Origin of the sequence: Aminobacter niigataensis, assembly GCF_014200015.1 — a bacterium.
GTDB classification, from domain to species: Bacteria; Pseudomonadota; Alphaproteobacteria; order Rhizobiales; family Rhizobiaceae; genus Aminobacter; species Aminobacter niigataensis.
The window spans coordinates 73667-93163 of sequence record NZ_JACHOT010000004.1 but is presented as its reverse complement, the minus strand read 5'-3'; the positions used below and the strand labels follow the sequence as shown (position 1 = coordinate 93163).

The 19497-nt window shown below is 60.8% G+C and carries 19 protein-coding genes and 1 tRNA gene; 11 read left to right on the top strand and 9 right to left on the bottom strand.

What is annotated here, in order from left to right:
- Window positions 1-20: 20 nt before the first annotated feature.
- Complete coding sequence (locus tag GGQ99_RS15630; protein ID WP_183263259.1) at window positions 21-833, bottom strand: ABC transporter ATP-binding protein; 813 nt, start codon at window positions 831-833, stop codon at window positions 21-23.
- Window positions 834-1069: 236 nt separating this feature from the next.
- Between GGQ99_RS15630 and GGQ99_RS15625 the strand changes: the two genes are divergently transcribed.
- From GGQ99_RS15625 to GGQ99_RS15615, 3 genes are read left to right on the top strand one after another with little or no spacing between them, the layout of a single operon-like run.
- A complete protein-coding gene (locus GGQ99_RS15625) occupies window positions 1070-1720 on the top strand; it encodes a TetR family transcriptional regulator C-terminal domain-containing protein (RefSeq protein WP_183263258.1) in 651 nt (216 codons plus the stop codon).
- Window positions 1717-3291 (top strand): 5-guanidino-2-oxopentanoate decarboxylase, encoded by a 1575-nt coding sequence (locus GGQ99_RS15620; RefSeq protein ID WP_183263257.1) that lies wholly within the window; start codon window positions 1717-1719, stop codon window positions 3289-3291. The genes GGQ99_RS15625 and GGQ99_RS15620 overlap by 4 nt, the downstream gene beginning before the upstream one ends.
- A 33-nt stretch (window positions 3292-3324) precedes the next feature.
- Window positions 3325-4032: an SDR family NAD(P)-dependent oxidoreductase gene (locus GGQ99_RS15615; protein WP_183263256.1), complete on the top strand. Its 708-nt coding sequence runs from the start codon at window positions 3325-3327 to the stop codon at window positions 4030-4032.
- A 48-nt stretch (window positions 4033-4080) separates the two neighbouring features.
- Here the strand turns inward: GGQ99_RS15615 and GGQ99_RS15610 are convergent, their stop codons facing one another.
- From GGQ99_RS15610 to aroA, 5 genes are all read right to left on the bottom strand, one after another.
- A complete protein-coding gene (locus GGQ99_RS15610; RefSeq protein ID WP_183263255.1) occupies window positions 4081-5220 on the bottom strand; it encodes an alpha/beta hydrolase in 1140 nt (379 codons plus the stop codon).
- 243 nt (window positions 5221-5463) lie between these two features.
- On the bottom strand, window positions 5464-7161 hold the full coding sequence (gene rpsA, locus GGQ99_RS15605; RefSeq protein ID WP_108606022.1) for a 30S ribosomal protein S1: 1698 nt from the start codon (window positions 7159-7161) through the stop codon (window positions 5464-5466).
- Window positions 7162-7332: 171 nt separating this feature from the next.
- Window positions 7333-7971 carry a (d)CMP kinase gene (gene cmk, locus GGQ99_RS15600; RefSeq protein WP_183263254.1) on the bottom strand — a complete coding sequence of 213 codons (639 nt, stop codon included), beginning with the start codon at window positions 7969-7971 and terminating at the stop codon, window positions 7333-7335.
- Between the two features lie 19 nt (window positions 7972-7990).
- Window positions 7991-8692: an SDR family oxidoreductase gene (locus tag GGQ99_RS15595; RefSeq protein WP_183263253.1), complete on the bottom strand. Its 702-nt coding sequence runs from the start codon at window positions 8690-8692 to the stop codon at window positions 7991-7993.
- Between the two features lie 29 nt (window positions 8693-8721).
- Complete coding sequence (aroA, locus tag GGQ99_RS15590) at window positions 8722-10074, bottom strand: 3-phosphoshikimate 1-carboxyvinyltransferase (protein WP_183263252.1); 1353 nt, start codon at window positions 10072-10074, stop codon at window positions 8722-8724.
- A gap of 175 nt (window positions 10075-10249) precedes the next feature.
- Between aroA and GGQ99_RS15585 the strand changes: the two genes are divergently transcribed.
- The 4 genes from GGQ99_RS15585 to GGQ99_RS15575 all read left to right on the top strand — a co-directional run bounded on the left by GGQ99_RS15585 (window position 10250) and on the right by GGQ99_RS15575 (window position 12638).
- Complete coding sequence (locus GGQ99_RS15585) at window positions 10250-10642, top strand: TIGR02300 family protein (protein ID WP_108606018.1); 393 nt, start codon at window positions 10250-10252, stop codon at window positions 10640-10642.
- 145 nt (window positions 10643-10787) lie between these two features.
- Window positions 10788-10863, top strand: a tRNA-Ala gene (locus GGQ99_RS15580).
- Window positions 10864-10924: 61 nt separating this feature from the next.
- The gene (locus tag GGQ99_RS26435) at window positions 10925-11284 is read left to right on the top strand and encodes a DUF6538 domain-containing protein (protein WP_425486827.1); all 360 of its coding nucleotides are present in this window, start codon (window positions 10925-10927) and stop codon (window positions 11282-11284) included.
- Between the two features lie 73 nt (window positions 11285-11357).
- Window positions 11358-12638 (top strand): site-specific integrase, encoded by a 1281-nt coding sequence (locus GGQ99_RS15575; protein ID WP_183263251.1) that lies wholly within the window; start codon window positions 11358-11360, stop codon window positions 12636-12638.
- A gap of 304 nt (window positions 12639-12942) precedes the next feature.
- Here the strand turns inward: GGQ99_RS15575 and GGQ99_RS15570 are convergent, their stop codons facing one another.
- Together GGQ99_RS15570 and GGQ99_RS26390 are read right to left on the bottom strand one after the other, a co-directional pair.
- Window positions 12943-13713, bottom strand: coding sequence for a DUF4435 domain-containing protein (locus tag GGQ99_RS15570; RefSeq protein ID WP_183263250.1), 771 nt, complete (start codon window positions 13711-13713; stop codon window positions 12943-12945).
- Window positions 13710-14849, bottom strand: a complete 1140-nt coding sequence (locus tag GGQ99_RS26390) for an AAA family ATPase (RefSeq protein WP_210307910.1) — start codon at window positions 14847-14849, stop codon at window positions 13710-13712. Before GGQ99_RS26390 ends, GGQ99_RS15570 begins: the two co-directional genes overlap by 4 nt.
- 215 nt (window positions 14850-15064) lie before the next feature.
- On the opposite strand from GGQ99_RS26390, the gene GGQ99_RS15560 reads away from it, so the two are divergent.
- Window positions 15065-15631, top strand: a complete 567-nt coding sequence (locus GGQ99_RS15560) for a recombinase family protein (protein WP_183263249.1) — start codon at window positions 15065-15067, stop codon at window positions 15629-15631.
- Between the two features lie 32 nt (window positions 15632-15663).
- On the opposite strand, the gene GGQ99_RS15555 is transcribed toward GGQ99_RS15560, so the two are convergent.
- Window positions 15664-16617: a GIY-YIG nuclease family protein gene (locus GGQ99_RS15555; RefSeq protein WP_183263248.1), complete on the bottom strand. Its 954-nt coding sequence runs from the start codon at window positions 16615-16617 to the stop codon at window positions 15664-15666.
- Window positions 16618-17341: 724 nt separating this feature from the next.
- Here GGQ99_RS15555 and GGQ99_RS15545 point away from each other — a divergent pair.
- From GGQ99_RS15545 to GGQ99_RS15535, 3 genes are all read left to right on the top strand, one after another.
- Complete coding sequence (locus tag GGQ99_RS15545; protein WP_183263247.1) at window positions 17342-18430, top strand: hypothetical protein; 1089 nt, start codon at window positions 17342-17344, stop codon at window positions 18428-18430.
- Between the two features lie 110 nt (window positions 18431-18540).
- Window positions 18541-18963, top strand: a complete 423-nt coding sequence (locus tag GGQ99_RS15540; protein WP_183263246.1) for a hypothetical protein — start codon at window positions 18541-18543, stop codon at window positions 18961-18963.
- Complete coding sequence (locus GGQ99_RS15535; protein WP_183263245.1) at window positions 18884-19414, top strand: hypothetical protein; 531 nt, start codon at window positions 18884-18886, stop codon at window positions 19412-19414. Before GGQ99_RS15540 ends, GGQ99_RS15535 begins: the two co-directional genes overlap by 80 nt.
- The last annotated feature ends 83 nt before the right edge of the window (window positions 19415-19497 follow it).

Below are 19497 nucleotides of genomic sequence, written 5' to 3'. Positions count from 1 at the left end.
GTTCCCGTATTTCGTCCAGGCTAGCCGATATTGCGGATGAACTGCTTGAGCCGCTCCGATCTCGGCGCCCCGAAAAGCTGTTCCGGCGGGCCTTCCTCCTCGACCACGCCGTTCCAAAGATAAATCACATGCGTTGCCACCTCGCGGGCGAACTTCATCTCGTGGGTGACCAGGACCATGGTGCGACCTTCGCGGGCGAGATCGCCGATCACCTTCAGCACCTCGCCGACCAACTCGGGATCGAGCGCCGAGGTCGGTTCGTCGAACAGCATGACGCGCGGCTGGACCGCGAGCGCACGGGCGATTGCCGCGCGCTGCTGCTGGCCGCCCGAGAGATAGGCCGGGTAGACGTCGCGCTTTTCGGCAAGGCCGACGCGCGCCAGCAGCCGCTCCGCCTCGGCGATGGCGTCCGCGCGCTTGACGCCAAGCACATGCACCGGCACCTCGATGACGTTTTCCAGCAGCGTCATGTGGCTCCACAGGTTGAAGCTCTGGAACACCATGCCGAGGCGCGAGCGGATGCGCTCGATCTGGCGCCGGTCAGCCGGCACGCTGTCGCCAAGGCTGTTCGGCTTGAGGCGGATCTCCTCGCCATTGACGCGGATGATGCCGCTGGTCGGGTTCTCCAGACAGTTGATGCAGCGCAGCAGCGTCGACTTGCCCGATCCAGAGCCGCCGATGATCGCCACCACCTCGCCGTCGCGGGCCGACAGCGACACGCCCTTCAGCACATGCAACTGGCCGAACTTCTTGTGCAGGTTCTCGACATGGATGGCTTCGGCGGCTTGGCCGTCTGATCGTGCAGGGTGCTGGGCTGCATGACCCGCAGCCATCAGCGATGGCTCCGGCGCGTGAACGTCTTCCCGTCAGCTTGCATCAGGCTGCTCATGGTCGCGTCGCGATGTTCCCCTGGGCGGTGAGGATGGACCTTTCGGCCTTGCGGCGTCAACGGCACCAGTTCCCGCTTCTTTTATGCTTCCATTACGGCACTTGCGACGTTGTTATGCAAGTGTATAAATATTCGCGAGGCCGGTTTCGGCCAATTTTTCCAGACGAAGCGAAGGTGGACATGGCAGTCGCCGCGCGGAGAAAATTCCGCCGAGAAGGCGAGGAGCGCCGTCGGCAGGACCTGATCGAGGCCACCCTCGACTGCGTCGCCGAGCACGGGCTGCAGGGCGCGACGGTCAGGGCCATCGCGCTGCGCGCCGGCGTCACCGCTGGGCTGATCCGCCACTATTTCCCTGGCAAGGAAGAGCTTTTGCAGGCGGCTTATGCCGCCGTCATGGGACGCATGACGGACCTCGCCAAGACAGCGCTGGCGACCGTCGAGCAGGAGCCCGGGCGGCGGCTTGCGGCCTTTGTCGCGGCGAACCTCGCGCCGCCGGTGGTCGATACCAGGACATTCTCCATCTGGGCGAGTTTCATCGGTCGGGCGGGTTCCGATCCGGCGCTGGGGGCGGCCCACAGGGCCGGCTATCTCGGCTTTCGCGACGAGGTGGAGACGCTTGTCGCCGAGGTTTTTTCCGACGCCGGCCGGCAGGCGAGCCCGTCGGAATTGCGCCGCCTGGCCATCGCCATCAACGCCATCATCGACGGGCTTTGGGTCGAGGGCTGCCTCGCCGGCGATATGTTCGAGGCAGGCGAACTGGCCGAGATCGGCATCGGCTCGGTGGAAGCGATGCTCGGCCTGGGATTGCGCGGCGAAAGGGAGGTGGCATGACGACGATCGGCGAAGCTCTTATCGATCTGCTCGAAGCGCATGGCGTCGATACCGTGTTCGGCATCCCCGGCGTGCATACGATCGAGCTCTATCGCGGGCTGGCGCGATCGAAGATCCGCCACATCACGCCGCGCCACGAGCAGGGTGCCGGCTTCATGGCCGACGGCTATGCCCGCGCCTCTGGCCGGCCGGGCGTGGCCTTCGTCATCACCGGGCCGGGGCTCACCAACACCATCACTGCCATGGCCCAGGCGCGCGCCGATTCAGTGCCGATGCTGGTGATCTCGGGCGTCAACGCACAGCCCACGCTGGGCAAGGGCCTGGGCTACCTGCACGAACTGCCCGACCAGCGCGGCATGATGGAAAAGGTGGCGCTGTCGTCGCGGCGGGTGACCGAGGCAGCCGAACTGCCCGGCGCGATTGCCAGGGCCTTCGAGATGTTCGCAACGCGGCGGCCGGGGCCGGTGCATATCGAGGTTCCGCTCGATGTCATGGGCAAGCCGGCGGATGGGCTGAAGCCATTGCCGAAGCGTGCGGCTGCGCCTGCTCCGGGCGAACGCGCGCTTGCCGAAGCAAGGCCCTTGGTCAGCGCGACGAAACGGCCGCTGATCCTCGCCGGCGGCGGGGCGCGACGGGCCGAGGCTGAACTCAGGGCCCTGGCGGAAAAACTCGACGCACCAGTCGTCACCACAGCCAACGGACGTGGCCTGATGCACGGCCATGGACTCGGCGTGCCGGCGAGCCCCAGCCTCAAGGCGGTACGGTCGCTGATGGCGGATGCCGATCTGGTGATCGCCGTCGGCACCGAGTTCGGGCCGACCGACTACGACATGTATGGCGACGGCGGCTTCATGCTGCCGAAGAGCTTGATCCGCATCGACATCGACGAGATGCAGCTTGGCCGGCGCCCGGCGGCGGTTTCGATCCTGGCTGATGCGGGCGCGGCACTTGCGAGGCTGGGTGCCGATGTTGGCGAAGCGCGCCAGGCCGGCGGCGCAGCGCGCGCCAAGGCGGCGCGGGAGAGCGCCTGGGCGGAAATCGGCCCGGCGATGCAGGCGCAGGTTCGAGCGGTGGAGGCGATACGCGACGCCCTGCCGGGCGCGATCATCGTCGGCGATTCGACCCAGCCGGTCTATGCCGCCAATCTTTACTATGACCACGACCGGCCGGGCGGCTGGTTCAATGCGGCGACGGGCTACGGTGCGCTTGGCTTCGGCCCGCCGGCGGCGATCGGCGCGGCGCTGGCCGTACCGGATGCGCCGGTGGTCTGCCTCAGTGGCGACGGCGGTTTTCAGTTCACCTTGCCGGAACTGGGGGCGGCGCTGGATGCGAATGCCCCTGTCATCTTCGTCGTCTGGAACAATCGCGGCTATCGCGAGATCGAGACCTCGATGCTCGATGCCGGCGTCGAGCCAGTCGGTGTGTCGCCGGTGCCGCCGGACTTCCTTTTGATCGCCCAGGCCTATGGTCTTCAGGCGGAGCGCCTGCGGGATGTTGGCGCACTCGGCAGCGCATTGAAAAAGGCGCGCTCGACGGGAAAACCCTGTCTGATAGAAATCACCGTCGAATAGGCCGCGCTTGGCGGTCCATCGCGGGAGTTGAGCATGACGAAGAGTTTCGAAGGCAGGCATGTCGTTGTTACCGGCGCCACCGGTGCGCTGGGCGCGGCGGTAGCCAGGCACCTGCTTGGCGAAGGCGCCATCTGCCATTTGCCGATCAGCCGGCCGAAGGCGCCTGACGGTTTCGAATTCGCCGGCAAGGATCGTGTCCACATCGCCACCGGCGTGGACCTGACGGACGCACAGGCCGTCGATGCCTTCTACGACGCCATTCCCGGTCTCTGGGCCTCGATTCATTCGGCTGGCGGCTTCGACATGGGCGCGGTCGAGGCCGTCGATTCCGACCAGTTCGGCCGGATGATGGACCTCAACGCAAAGACCGCATTTCTCTGCTGCCGGGCAGCGGCCCGCTCGATGCTTGCAGGCAAGGCCGGCGGCCGCATCGTCAACGTTTCCGCACGCGCCGGCATCGAGCCGCGCAAGGGCGGTGGCATGGCAGCCTATGCGGCGAGCAAGGCGGCCGTGGCGGCGCTGACCATGGCGCTGGCGGAGGAACTGAAGGGCGCGGACATCCTGGTCAATGCCGTGGCGCCGTCGACCCTCGACACGCAGGCCAACCGCGATGCCATGCCCAAGGCGGATTTCGGCAAATGGGTCAGCCTCGAAGCAGCGGCGGCCGCGATTGCGCAGCTTGCTTCTCCGGCCAATCTGGTCACCAGCGGCACGGTGGCCGCGATCTACGGCCGAGCATAGGGCTAGCGGCCCTGCCCGATCGAGATCGCTGTCGACCTGTCGCGGGGGCTAGCGCGTCAGGCCGCCATTCGGCACGCCCAGCAGTCTGGCCGGCAGGTAGATGACCAGCGAGGCGGCGCCCTGGATGACCGAAGTGCCGTCGGCAAGGATGGTTTCGGCCGGCGCGCCTTCGCCCCTGTCGGTGATGTCGTTGGTCAGTCCGCCTTTTGCCATCAACGCCATCAGCGTCGGCGAACTGGCGAAGACGCCATGGCTGCCGCCGTCGAGGTTGGATGTGTCGAGCACTGTGATGTTTTCCGCCTGCAGGGCTGCGACATCGGCGCCGGAACCGACGCGCGGGTGGCCGCCGGTCAACCCGCCCGACAGGTTCAGCGCCTTGTCGCGCGTCGACACCAGGATCATGAACGGGTTCGGCAGCTTGTCGATGTCGCGCAACTGGCTCTGGAAGACGTCGATGTCGATGTCCGGTGCCGCAAGCACGAGATCGTTGATGCGGCTGATGTACTTGTCGCGGCCGCTCAGCGACAGGCTGCGCAGCGCCTCCATGACCACATAGCTGCCCATCGAGTGGCCGACGAGCACAACGCGCTTGGCCTGGCTGCGCGCGGCGATCTCGATGGTGTCGGCAAGGCCGTCGCGGCTGTAGGCGGCGCTGTCGCGGTCATAGACGTAGAGCGGCAAAGACCCGCCCGACGGCCAGGCATAGTGCAGCGCCACCGCCTTGATCTTATAGTCGTGGACGATCTGGGCATTGCGGAAGATGCTGTCGGCGAAGTTGTTGTTGTAGCCGTGAACGAAGATGAAGACCTCGCGCTCTTCCGGCGGGCGTCGCATCAGGTCGGCGTCGAGGGCAGCCACGAACTGCGCCTTCTCGTCGAAGGGCTGGAACGAGCGGGCGACGAAGTTGCGCACCGGACTGGGCGCGCGGCTGGCGCTTTCGACCTCTCCGGCAACATGGGTTGCTGGAATGCCGATCTCGAACTTTGCAAAATTGAGCGACTTAGCGCGTTCGGCCGAATAGGGCAGCGCAAGATTGTCCGAGCGTGCCCGCATGGTCGAGACATAGATCGGCACGACAGCTGCCGATTCGCCTTCCTTGCCGTCGCCGAGACCAAGCACGGCGCGCCCGCCGCAACCGGACAGGACTACGAGCACGAGAAAGAAGGTCAGAAAACGCAACTTGATCATTGCCGGGCTCGGGACGCGGGACAGGGCTTGGCGGACTTAAGAGCAGCAAATCCTGGCGGCGGCAACCGCGGAGGTACCGAACGCAGGCTGCCCGGAAGCATTCGGATGCGCCGTGAAGCATTCCGGCATCACTTGCGCCTGTTCGCGCCGTCGCACGTGATCTTCATGCGCCCACGGCCAAGAAAAAACCCCGCCGGATCGCTCCGGCGGGGTTTTTTCAGTTCACGACAATGAGCGAATGGCTCAGTTGCCGCGGTTCTTCAGGGCTGCGCCCAGGATGTCGCCGAGCGAAGCGCCGGAGTCGGTCGAGCCGTACTGAGCGACTGCTTCCTTCTCTTCGGCGATTTCCAGCGCCTTGATCGAGACCTGCAGCTTGCGGGTCTTCTTGTCGAAGGCGATGATGCGGGCGTCAACCTTCTGGCCGACGACGAAGCGCTCGGGGCGCTGTTCGTCACGGTCGCGCGACAGGTCCGAACGCTTGATGAAGGTCTCGATGCCGCTCTCGACGAGACGGACTTCGAGGCCACCATCCTTGATGCCGGTGACTTCGCAGGTGACGACGGCGTTCTTGCGCAGTTCGCCCGAGGTCGCGGCTTCGACGACGGTGTCGCGGCCGAGCTGCTTGATGCCGAGCGAGATGCGTTCCTTGTCGATGTCGACGTCGAGGACCTGAGCCTTGACCATGTCGCCACGGTTGTACTCTTCGATGACCTGCTCGCCCGGACGGTTCCAGTCGAGGTCGGACAGGTGCACCATGCCGTCGACGTCGCCGTCGAGGCCGATGAACAGGCCAAATTCGGTCTTGTTCTTGACTTCGCCTTCGACTTCGCTGCCGGCCGGGTGGTTACGGGCGAAAGCTTCCCACGGGTTCTCGAGCGTCTGCTTGAGGCCGAGCGAGATGCGGCGCTTGGCCGGATCGACCTCGAGCACGACAACGTCGACCTGCTGGGTGGTCGACAGGATCTTGCCGGGGTGCACGTTCTTCTTGGTCCACGACATTTCCGAAACGTGGATGAGGCCTTCGATGCCCGGCTCGAGCTCGACGAACGCACCGTAGTCGGTGATGTTCGTGACGGTGCCGGTGATCTTCTTGCCGATCGGGAACTTGGTGCCGATGTCGGACCACGGATCGCTCTCGAGCTGCTTCATGCCGAGCGAGATGCGGTGGGTTTCCTGGTTGATGCGGATGATCTGCACCTTGACCGACTGACCGATGTTGAGGATTTCGGTCGGGTGGTTGACGCGGCGCCAGGCCATGTCGGTGACATGCAGCAGGCCGTCGATGCCGCCGAGGTCGACGAACGCACCGTAGTCGGTGATGTTCTTGACCACGCCTTCGACAACCTGGCCCTCTTCGAGGTTCTGCACGATTTCCGAACGCTGCTCGGCGCGGCTCTCTTCGAGAACGGTGCGGCGCGAAACGACGATGTTGCCGCGACGGCGATCCATCTTGAGGATCTCGAAGGGCTGCGGGTTGTGCATGAGCGGGGTGACGTCGCGGATCGGACGGATGTCGACCTGCGAACGCGGCAGGAAGGCAACGGCGCCGTCGAGATCGACGGTGAAGCCACCCTTGACCTGGTTGAAGATGACGCCTTCGACGCGCTCACCCTTGGTGAACTTCTCTTCGAGCTTGACCCAGCTCTCTTCGCGGCGGGCCTTGTCGCGCGACAGCATGGCTTCGCCAAGCGCGTTTTCGATGCGCTCGACATAGACCTCGACGGTGTCGCCGACCTTGAGCTGGCCGTCCTTGGCCTTGGCGCCGAATTCCTTCAGCGGCACGCGGCCCTCGACCTTCAGGCCGACGTCGATGATGGCCATGTCTTTTTCGATGGCCGTGACGATACCCTTGACGACCTGGCCTTCGCCCGAATGACCGTCCGAGAAGGACTCTTCGAGCAGGCTCGCGAAATCGTCGCGGGAGGGATTAGCTTGTGACATTGGATCTCCTGGTGCGTCCCGGCTTGCGGGAGCGGCGCCGTGGGTTAGCGTTGCGTTGGCCTGCCAACATCCCGGGCAAAAAGCCCTTGGCCGCCCAAAGCGGCAAATCGGCGCAAGAAGAATGCGGACAGGTCGGTTAAGTGGCGAAACCCTGAGGCTTCAGCCGTGCCTTCAACTTCCGAGGACTCGATCGACGATATCCCTGGCTGCGGAAAACGCGGCTTCTATATCCATTTCTGACGTATCGAGCAAGTGCGCGTCGTCGGCGGGCCTGAGCGGGGAGTCGGCCCGGCCGGTGTCGCGCTCGTCGCGGCGCACGATATCGGCCAAAATGCCGGCGAAATCGGCGCTGCCGCCATTGGCTTCGATCTCGGACAGGCGCCGCTGGGCCCGCACCTCCGCGCTGGCCGTAACGTAGAGCTTCACGTCGGCGTCGGGGCAGACGACGGTGCCGATGTCGCGGCCGTCGAGCACCGCCCCTTGCGGTATGCGCGCGAACTGGCGCTGCTTCTCGACCAGGATCTTACGCACCTCGGGAATGACCGCCACCTTGGACGCGGCTTCGCCGACGGCATGTGCCGACAGCACCTTGCGGTCGAGATGGCCGAGATCGACAAGCTTCGCCGCCTCGATGGCGTGCGCGACATCGTCGAGCGGCCAGCCCTTCTCGATCAGCATGTGCGCGACGGCACGGTAGGTCAGCCCGGTGTCGAGCAAGGCGAGGTGGTAGTAATCTGCCAGGCGCCGCGCGAGCGTGCCCTTGCCCGCGCCTGCGGGGCCGTCGATGGCGATGGTGATGGAGTTAGGCATCGTTCACGCGGGTCCCTCGTCAGATGCTGCGCATCAAACCGCCGTCGACCCGCAGGTTCTGGCCCGTGATGTAGGCGGCACCCTCCGAGGCCAGGAAGGCGATCGTCGCGGCGATCTCTTCGGACGTGCCGTAGCGCTGCATCGGCACGCCGTCGCGGCGCTCGTCGGTCTGCGGCAGGCTGTCGATCCAGCCCGGCAGCACGTTGTTCATGCGGACATTGTGCGGGGCGTACTGATCGGCGAAGAGTTTGGTGTAGGCGGCAAGACCCGCGCGCGCGACCGCCGAAGTCGGGAACATCGCCGCCGGTTCGCCCACCCAGGCGGTCGAGATGTTGACGATGGCGCCGCCCTTCTGTTCAACCATGATCGGCGCGACAAACCGCACCGCGCGCACGACATTCATGAAATAGACGTCGAAGCCGGTGTGCCACTGCTCGTCGGTGATCTCGATCAGCGGCGCGCGTGGCCCATGTCCCGCGCCGTTGACCAACGCATCGATGCGGCCCCATTTGGCCATGGTCAGGTCGACGAAGCGCTTGAGGTCGTCGTTCGACTGGTTGGACCCGGTGAAGCCGAGCCCGCCGAGCTCCTTGGCCAGTGCCTCGCCCTTGCCCGACGAGGACAGGACGGCGACGGCATAGCCGTCGGCTGCCATTTTGCGCGCCGCCGCAGCACCCATGCCGCTGCCGCCGCCGACGATCATCGCTACTTTGCTGGTCATAAGCTCGCTCCTCGGTTACGTTGCCGGCGTCAAGCGGCGGTCTGGTCGATCTCGGCTCCCAGATCTGCCATCAGTCCCATGAATTCCGGGAAGCTGGTCGCGATCATCGCCTGGTCGTCGACGGTGACGGGCTTTTCGGAAGCAAGGCCCATGACCAGGAAGCTCATGGCGATGCGGTGGTCGAGATGGGTCTTGACTGTGCCGCCGCCGAGGCCCTTGCCGCCGGGAACGCCACGGACGGAAAGCGTGGTCTCGCCTTCGGTGCAGTCGGCGCCATTGGCTTCGAGGCCGCGGGCAACGGCGGCCAGCCTGTCGGATTCCTTGACGCGGAGCTCTTCCAGGCCCTGCATCAGGGTTTCGCCCTCGGCAAAGCAGGCCGCGACCGCCAGCACCGGATACTCGTCGATCATCGACGGCGCGCGCTCGGCCGGAACCTTGACGCCCTTGAGTTCGGAGCCGCGCACGCGCAGGTCGGCCACATCCTCGCCGCCGGCATTGCGCGGGTTGAGGATGTCGATCTTGCCGCCCATTTCGATCAGCGTGGTGATCAGGCCGGTACGCGTCGGGTTCATCAGCACGTTTTCGATGGTGATGTCGGAGCCTGGCACGATCAGTGCTGCGACCAGCGGGAAGCCGGCCGAGGACGGATCGCCCGGCACGGCGATGACCTGGCCGGTCAACTTGCCCTGGCCTTCGATGAAGATGTGGCGCACGCCCTGCTCGTCGGTCTCGACCTCGATGTTGGCGCCGAAGCCCTTCAGCATCTTTTCGGTGTGGTCGCGGGTCATCACCGGCTCGATGACGGTGGTGATTCCCGGCGTGTTGAGGGCGGCGAGCAGCACCGCCGACTTCACCTGCGCCGAGGCCATTGGCACGCGGTAGGTGATGGGGGCGGCCTGGCGCGGGCCGCGCAGCGTCAGCGGCATGCGGTCGCCGGGCGCGGCGTCGATGACCTGCACGCCCATCTGGCGCAGCGGATCGAGCACGCGGCCCATCGGCCGGCCCGACAGCGAGGCGTCGCCGATGAAGGTGGTTTCCATGTCATAGGTTCCAACCAGGCCCATGGTCAGACGCGAGCCGGTGCCGGCATTGCCGAAGTCGAGCGGCGCTTCGGCCTGCAGCAGGGCACCGTTGCCGGTACCGGTGATGATCCATTCCGCGCCGCGCCTGTCGATATGCGCACCCATCGCCTTCATGGCGTCGCCGGTGCGCATCACGTCTTCGCCCTCGAGCAGGCCGGTGATGCGGGTTTCGCCCGATGCGAGGCCGCCGAACATGAAGGAGCGGTGCGAAATCGACTTGTCGCCCGGGATGCGGGCGGTTCCAGACAGCGATTTTGACTTCCGGGCGACGGCCGGCTGTGGCACAGCTTGATGCGACATGGTGGTTCCTCGTGCGGGATGACCCAGGAAAACGGGCTTATCCCAATGATTGCGGCGGTGTCGTAGCATCGATTGCGGTAACGGTCATCCCCCATCGCCCCCGCTCGGGGATTTGGCTTTGACAGCGCCACCAACTGCGGCTAAGGGGACGAAAATCTAGAAAACGAGGCCTGACGTGGCAAAATCCGAGCTTGGCACAAAGCGTATCGACCCGGAGACGGGTCGCAAATTCTATGACCTGAACAAGGACCCGATCGTTTCGCCGTACACCGGCAGGGCCTATCCGCGCTCCTACTTCGACGACGGCAAGGCTTCGGCCATCCTGGAAGAGGAAGAGGAAGTCGAAGCCAAGGAGCTCGACCCTGAAGAGGAAGGCGCGGAAGTCGTGTCCCTAGAGGACGCCGACGACGAGGCCAAGGGCGGTGGCGACGATCTGCCGGATCTCGACGACGACGACGATGTCGACCTGGGCGACGACGATGACGATACCTTCCTCGCCGACGAGGAAGAGGAAGACGACGACGTCTCCGACATGATCGGCGTCGGCGACGACGACGACGAGATCTGACACGCCTTTTCGGGAAACCGAAAAAAGGTTTCGATCAAGGCTTGCCAATGGTCGAATGCGGCGCTAGAAGCCGCCAACAAATGCGGCGCGGACGAAAAATTCGCGCCGACTTTCGCCGGAAACGGCGCCGGCTTATGCCGGGTGTGGGGCCATAGCTCAGCTGGGAGAGCGCCTGCATGGCATGCAGGAGGTCAGCGGTTCGATCCCGCTTGGCTCCACCAACAACCTGCTAGGTTGTTGATTTTCCGATAAGCCCTTTGATTTCAATCGCATATTCTGGGAATGTGGTACACAAACGTGGTACACAAGCCCGGGAAGAACGTGTCGAGCCGATCTGCAAACCTCCAACTCCGAGGCAGCACTTTCCGCTTCCGAATACGCGTGCCGGAAGACCTTCGCGCCGAGATAAAGAAGACGGAAATTGTCAAATCGCTGGGCACGAACAATCGCAAGGAAGCGCAGCAGCCTGCTCGGCTTGAGCGGGTCAAAGTCGATGCCGAATGGGCGGCGCTACGCCGAAAGCTAAAGCCGACAAGCACGTCGGGACTATCCGACATTGAGATTTGGCGGCTGATCTCAGTGGTTCGTAGCCGCCGAGCGCCGTGGCGCAGGGGACAGTGCCGACCCCTTTTCTCTGGATGACGCACTGTGTGAGTTGGGTCAGATTTCCGATTGGAATGCGTTCGGACCGAGCCTCCACGCCGAAGCAAAAAGAATGCTGGCTGGGGAGGGTATCCAACTTGATGAAACCTCACCCGCGTTTCTCAATCTCCAACGGATGTTGCATCGAGCACGGCTTGAACATGAGCGTCGGGTAATTCTGCGGCAATATCCGCTGGCGGGTATGGCACTCGACCCTGCCTTTGCTCGGTTAACAGAGCAGACTATTTTGCAACCGGTTTCAATTTGGACACTCTCCAAGGTGATGGACGAGTTTGGCAAGGACGCCAGTCGCAAGGCCTTGCGGGGAAAATCCGTTCTCAAGCGGAATGCGCAGTGGCGCGTCATAAGAGAGTTTTTCGGCCCAGACACCGATTTGGCCAACATTGACCGGCGTCGCATTCGAGAGTTCATGGACCTGCTCAAGCGACTGCCTAGCAATGCCTCGAAACACTTTCCGGCTGCAACCATTTTCGAGGCAGCGGAACTGGCCGAAAAGAACAAGCTTCCTCTGATGTCGGCGGACACCGCCAATAGCTACCTCCGCCAGATCGGTGCACTGTTCCGCTATGCCGTGGACGAGGGAATGGTGAAGTCCGATCCCTCATCAGGTCTACTGCTCCCGAGAGATGGTGTGCGGAACAAGGACAAGCGGCTTCCGTTCACGACTGACGACTTGCGAGCCATTTTCACCGCACCGCTATACACAGGCGCGATAGACGATGCGGCGGGCTACTCTAGGCCCGGACCAAACATTGTCCGCAGAGGCCGTTTCTGGGTTCCTCTAATCGCGCTTTTCTCAGGTATGCGGCTCAATGAGATTTGCCAACTTACGCTTGATGATTTTGTGCGCGAGGACGATGCCGACATCATCCTGATCCGGGGGGAGGATGACGAAACCAAGCGGATTAAGACGGAAGCCGGCCACCGCTTCGTTCCCGTTCACCCGGAACTCCGTCGCATTGGCTTGATGGCATATGTTGGAGCGCGGCGGACAAAAGGCGATCCGACAGCGCTCCTGTTTCCGGAATTGCCGCTCGGTAGTACCGGCTATCGCTCGGACCCCTTTTCGAAGTTCTATGCCCAGTTTCTAGACAAGGTAGGCGTGATACATCCAAAGAAGGTCTTTCACAGTTACCGCCACAACTATCGAGACGCACTACGCGAGGCGGACATTTCCGACGAGAAGGTTCGCGCGCTCGGCGGATGGACAACTGGACGAACCGAAGATGACTATGGAAGCGGACTGCGACCTCGAACGTTGGCCAAAGACATTGAAGCGATCCGGTATTCTGAGCTGGACCTGCGCCATCTCTATCAGGAAGCCGCGCAGTAGAATTGTAATTTTCGTGGCGCTCGAAAATAGCAGGAAAGGCGCCACTGATCGGCAGCTGGTAATTTCCCCGACAGAATGAAATGTTCTGACCTGCCTTTGGTAAGTATCGCGAGCTGTCCGAGGTCAAATACAGTCGGTTGCGGCCATCAAAGCGTTATTCTGGCGCGTGCGGTTACTCGCTGCGCAATCAATTGTTGACTGCGTAGCTCGTTCTGCGCTCAGGCGTTATGCCGGGACGCAGAACGGAACGTGGTTTCACCTCGACATGTGGCCGGCGAGGCTTCTCAAAACGGCGCGATAGCGTTCAAGCTGGCCCATTCGCCGATGAGTTGATCACAATCTGCCCGACCCTATGGAACAGCGCAGCGAGTATTGGTCCGGGTTTGGCGGCGACGGTTTCCATCAAGGCCTTGTGGTTGTGACGAACTACTCTGCCTCCATATGAAAGGCGCCGCATAAGTAGTCCAAACATTGATTTGCCGCGAACTAACTGGATCGGTTGTTCACTAAGAAGCTGTAAGAGCTCGTCAGGATATACCTCGTCGGCCAAAAGGTCGACTTTCACGCCTGCCGGATCTAGAACCTCATTTGGGTGGGTTTTGATGACCTCTCCGTTACCCTTCAAAAATCGGCTGAATGCGAGTGCATACCACCGCAGGAACTCCTGCAATTCGCGCTCAAACTCGCTACGTTCAGCGGCAGTCATCAGGCCCAACAAATCACCGTCACAAATGACGTCATTTTCAATGGAGTATCCGTTAGTCAGCAACAAGCAATCACTTTGATAGTCTGTTGGCACTCCCGAAACGCACCAGCTATCTTTGTCGGTAACGAATGCAATTCCTTCAGGGCGATTTATCTCTGAACGACGCTCAAATATTGCTAATACTTTATCTCTTCCGCCGACAGGTAAAATGGATATCATCTCGTTGACGAATATATCTTCGAGACGTCGAAAAACTATGGTGTCATCCTTTCCTTCGATAATAGTAGTTGGCCATGACGATCTCTTTAAAGTCGCGATGGCCTCGTCTACAGTAATTTCAACCTTTCCCCGCCCCAATTCTGCCGTCATGACTGTGTGTCACCTCGGTCTGTATCAATGGAAACTTCTTTATCGGGGTATTTGCTATAAATAAAAGGGGAATGAGTTGCGATAATAAATTGATTTGAAGATTGCTGTGCCAGCAGTATTGGAAAGAGGTGTCTTTGCCAATCGACGTGCAGGCTTAGTTCCGGCTCATCTATAAATATTACGCTGTCTTTGTAGAATGCATTATAGCATATAAAGCTCAGCATCTGCTTCTCGCCGGCGGAGAGCGCGTCTGACGAAACTGCCTTGGCGGCATCTCCGAAGCTTAGGCGAGTTCCGATTTTGATGCCTGTATGACGAAACAATTTTTCCACGAGTGAGCGCACGCCCTCAATGGGCGTCATGATTTCTCCGCGCCTTGTTTCCATTGCTTCAACTTTGCTTCGGATATCGTCGATAACGCTGTTCGCGCTTTCGATGTCCTCTCCGTCGTCGGGTTTCGCCCTGACTTCCTGAGTGTCCGATTTATAGGCTTTGATTCGCTGTATTATTTCTTGCGAAGTCACCTGCTGAATTCGATTATAGACCTCGGACAAGTCAGCGTATTGCCTCAATAGGAGGCCGACAATATCAACGGTCGATATCGATGAGACGAACGTATGCGGCTCGTTTGACATGCGGCGCGAGAGTGTAATTAGGGCTTCTTCGATGTCATTCCGCAAGCGTGGCCGTTCCATGCCGCCCTGTCTAGATGGTCCGGTTAGAGTAAATCCTCCCTCTAGGCGCCGGAACGTCGGAAAAAAAACAGAACTGCCTTGTGATATTAGAATAGGATTTGCTTGATCTTCTGCATTTATGAATGGGTCTCCATCACTATCAAAGGCGTCTTCAAATACTTGTCTCTCTCCATCGATTATCAGCTCTATCTTGCATGTTGATCCGCTTAATTTGTGAACAGTGCATTCGTAATTGCTGGTATTGACCGTCACCCTCTGGAACGGTACCTCGCGCAAAGCCTGAAGTATGTTTCCGCTTATTATGTACCAGACAAGTTTCAATAGGCTTGTCTTGCCTGCCCCATTGCGTCCAGTCAGAATATTCAAATCATTCTGCATACTAGCCGTGATTTGGCCTTCCCTCCCAAGGAGGCCGACAACTTCAACTCGCCGAATGTTCACTCGCTCTCCCTCATAATCGCGTGCTCGGACACGAATGCTATACTGTGGTGGTAGCCGACGCGTCAGGGTTGTGTCGAGCCGAAATTGTTCTCAATAACCCTTGCCCCAGCGAGACAGAGCCGATGCATTTAGGTTGTGTCTCAATAGAGTTATCGGTTGCGTTTTGATACATCTGCCTCATGGTCTCTGAGTTGTTTGTGAGACAGGGGGATGGAATGCTCGTCGGATACGCCAGAACATCGACAGCAGAACAGGCCGCAGGCCTTGAGGCGCAAAAGCGCGATCTCGGTGGTGCAACAGGTTGCACCAAGCTTTTTGTCGAACAGGTCTCCTCGGTCGGCGAACGTGAGCAGTTGAAAGCCGCGCTTGATTTTGTTCGCGAGGGCGATGTTCTGGTCTGCACCCGGCTTGACCGGCTTGCTCGTTCCACCTCGCATCTGCTTGCCATTGTCGAAGAGCTGGATCGGAAGGGCGTGGGGCTTCGTATTCTGGATTTTGGTGGCGGCGAGGTTGATACTCGCTCACCTTCTGGCCGGATGCTTCTCACCGTCTTTGCCGCCATGGCGCAGTTCGAACGCGAAGTGATGCTTCAGCGTCAACGCGAGGGGATTGCGTTGGCAAAGGCGGCCGGCAAGTACAAGGGACGGAAGGCCACGGCCCGTGCTAAACAGCAATCTGTGCTAGACCTTAAGGCGGCTGGCGTGGGGCCGAGCGAAATCGCTCGGCAGCTAGGGATAGGTAGAGCCTCGGTCTATCGGCTACTGACTTCTTGCGCCCAATAACGTACGCCACGCAGTGCTAGGTGGCACCGCAGTCATTCGGCCGCTTCAGGCAGCTCGGACTTGATCGCTTGCCATTCGTGGTAGGTTAGCTTCTGCCCTTCGACTTTCCATTCGGTACGTCCATTGGCATTACGATCCAAAACAACGGCGGCTGCTGCCGACGGACTTTTGAACGCAAAGGAGGATGCAAAAACATAGCGGTCAGTCGACGGTGATACGATGAGAACGCCTTGCGCCAACAAATCGGCTTTCAATTCCCCATAACTTAGCTGAACGAACCCTGTATCCTTTAGCGCCTCGGAGCCTTGGAGAACCACAAACTCTCCCCCAACCTCTATCGCCGTAGCCTTGACACCGGACTTGTGTCGGATTTCGAATTTCTGTTCAGGTGTGGAAGAGCCCCACTGTGTGGGTGATGGAGGGGATACGGTTTGACCTGTCTCGAAGGTCAATTTCGGTTGCGGTTTCAACAAATCCAACCCAACAACCGGCAACACCGTCTTTAAGGTCGCCAGAAACGCCTCCATGTTAGCCTTGTCGGGTTCCGGGAGACGCCGTCGCTCAGCGTCTGGATGCTGGCTATTTGCCAGTGTCACGCGGCCTGCTTCATAGGTAAGCTCTATAAGGCGTGCTTCCAGATATCGGATATCGCCCTTCGTTAGCGCATCATCCGATGTCGTGATTGCAACAGCGCTTTCCCAAAAGGCGTGATTGCCGGCGCTGGTCGCAATCCGGTCTTTAACCCTATCGGCTTCCCCAATGTACGCGCGCATCTTCAGCGGATTGTCAGGGTCTGGACCATAAAGAATGTACACACCCGTTCGGTCCAACTCGGGGCGTTTCAGGAGTTTGTCGAACGTGGACTGACGGCAAACAGCCAACGAACCCGTCCACCCGTGAAGCGTGGCAATCATTAATCCGTTTGGTGATCCGTCCACGAGGAACAGTTTGATCGTGCGGCCAAACGTGCCGTTCTCTATGTTCATTCAGCGGCCTCTCGGAGGGATGTGGTCTCGTTGATCGTACTTAGGCGCGGCCTTGAGGTGGCCGATAGTGGCGGCAGCGATGCCCTCCGTTCGATCAGTTCCTCTTTTTCCATCGGGATCATGCGTTCGTAGACCAGCCGCCGTAGCGGCTTTGCGAAGGCCTCGCGCTCGTCGTGGCAAGCGGCACGGCGATCGGCTTGGCCATCATTTCAGCGAATTGGCGCAGATTGACGATGGCGGTTGATGGGGCCTTGCGAAATACCGTTGCCAAGCATCACCGGCTTTGTATCGTTTATCATTAGAAAGCCAAAGTTTGGCCGACCCATCCCGCCCCCGTGGATTTGTGTATGCCCTGCGATCACAATCACTTTCTTTGCAAAAATTGCAACTGTTGCAGCGTCCTCGTCCGGCACGATGAACAAACGCTGTCAGCAGTCGACGCTCGTGTGCATTTACAGGTTTGACAGGCTGGGCAGCGTGCGCAAGAAACGCGTTGGCGTTGTACGTGCAGCACTGGGGCGTCGAAACCTCTACGAGCGGTTGGTGTCGGCCGATACGACACCAAACTCCTTGACCTTATGGTCGGGGAGCCTGTGGCGTATACAACAGGTTCTCCGAACTAAAGGCCATAGGGCCGTCTCGTACGGTTTCGAACTCCCCGATCGCCAAGATCAAGGGGCCAATCGTAGGGACGCACTGCGAGCTACGGCCCATCGGGGGGGATTTGGAAACTCTGTTCGCTCACCTTGCGACCCGCTTTGCTCCGTCGCCAGAAAACATTGCCATTGAGGCGTTGGGCTTCATTTTGGCGCGCTCGCCTGCCGCCCGTGCTGCCTTCAGGGCGCTTGCCGGGACCGGAGGGGTGGCAATGCCCGCCGAACTCGCCTTCGCCACGCAGGCGGCCGCTGATGACCTCGCAAGGCCGGATATTGAGGGCTACGGTCCTGACCTCAAACGGCACTGCGTTGTCGAGTGTAAATTCTGGGCAGGCTTAACATCCAATCAGCCGCTGACTTATTCGGCGCGGCTGTCGCGAGATGAGCCGGGCGCGCTGATCTTCGTTGTGCCGTCCGCGCGCATGACCGCTTTGTGGTCCGAACTCAGCAAGCGTCTAAGGGGTGGTGGCTATGATGTCGGCCCGCGTCGCGAGACACAGGCGGAGCTTTGGCACGCGCCTTTTGGGCCCGGCCATTCGTTTGTTCTGACGAGTTGGCGAGCGGTGCTTGCCGCCATCTTACGCGAGATGGAGACGGCGAGAGAGACCGAGCGGCTTGATGATGTTCGCCAGCTAGTTGGTCTGTGCGAGCGCATGGACACGGAAGCGTTCATCCCCTTCCGCAGCGAGGAACTGACAGCCGCTGATATTCCGCAGCGCTACATGCAGCTAGGTCAGATTGCCTATGATGTGGGGGATGCCCTGATTGGTGACGGTCTCTGCGATACAAAGCGCCTGACCGCCGCTGGGGGCCTCGGCTACTATGGGCGCTATCTCCGTTCCCGAGACATCGTCTTCTTCCTCACATTCGATTGCGTTGCATGGGCTACGCATAAGCTCTCGCCACTCTGGATGCGGTTCGACAACTTTTCGCCTCCCCACGTGCTGGACGCACTTCGGCGCGGCGTGGCGCTTTCCGGCCACACGCCGGCAATCATCGAGAAGGATCGGCGTATCATCTTGCCGATCTTCCTCTCGCCGGGTCTGGAGCGGCCGGAAATCGTTCGTGAAGCAGCCGATCAGGTCGCAAGCGTGCTTGCTGATCTTGCAACCGTTGCACCGCCTCCCGCAATCGTCGTCGGAGCCGAAGCCGAATGACACGTCTTCGGAAATGGTCGTGGGGTGTTCTGCCAGTCTACAACGGCTTTGCGCACGTTGAGCGCGTGCGAGGCTGGCAACTGGTTTCGTTCCTGATTGACATAGGTCAGATGCCGAAAGCAGCAGTCTGCTGCATCTCCGGTCGCACGGACCGGGTCCAGTATCACAGCGAGGACTACTACGACTGGCATCCCTACGCACTGAACCAATCCATTCACCTTACGCTGCACCAACGTTTCAAAAGCCCCGACCGATGGAGGCGCATTGTCGATCAATACGCCGTCACAGGCGAGGAATGGTTCGCGCGGCTGTCTATGGTGCCGGTTGACCTTGCCGGCCAGCTACACGCCCAGCACGGCGACCAGATTGCCGATATTTTTGATCGGGTTCCATTGCCGTCCGGCATCCAAGTCCCGCTGCATCAGGTTTACCGCATCGAAGGGGAAAGCCCGCATGAGCATCAAAATACTGGCCGGCGACTGGGACGCTGGAACGCGGTGCGCATTCAATCCAGCGATATTCGGTCGTCCTGATCGCCTCGCAATCGGATGGCCGTTCGGCGTGGAATACACGGCAAAGGAAATTACCAGCATCGAGATAGTCACCGAACACAATCAGACTTCGATCATGGGCAAAGTTGGCTGGGGCGCGCTAGGTGGGATCGCGCTTGGTCCCCTTGGCCTTCTGGCGGGCGTCCTTGGCGGCGGAAACCGCCATCTGAAGGTGGTGGCTTTGGAACTGGTCAACGGCAAGCGGGCGCTGATCCAGTGCGATGCTAAGAGCTACGCCGAAATCATACGCCTCGGTTTCAAGGGCCGACCAGAGCAGCCGGTACAAGACATTCCTCCGACGCGGCAACTGTCCGGGCCGCCGCGCAAGCCCCCGGCGTTCGAGCGGCCCGAAACCGTTCAACACGTCGCAAGCGTTCCTGTCCCAGATTTCATGCGCCACGTGAAAATCGAGATACCGGAGCGGAAGCGATGAGAGTGGGATTACTTGTATCTGTCCTCGCAGGGTTTTTGACAGCTTGTGCGCCGACAGTGTCGCCAATCCCCCAGACTTCTGAA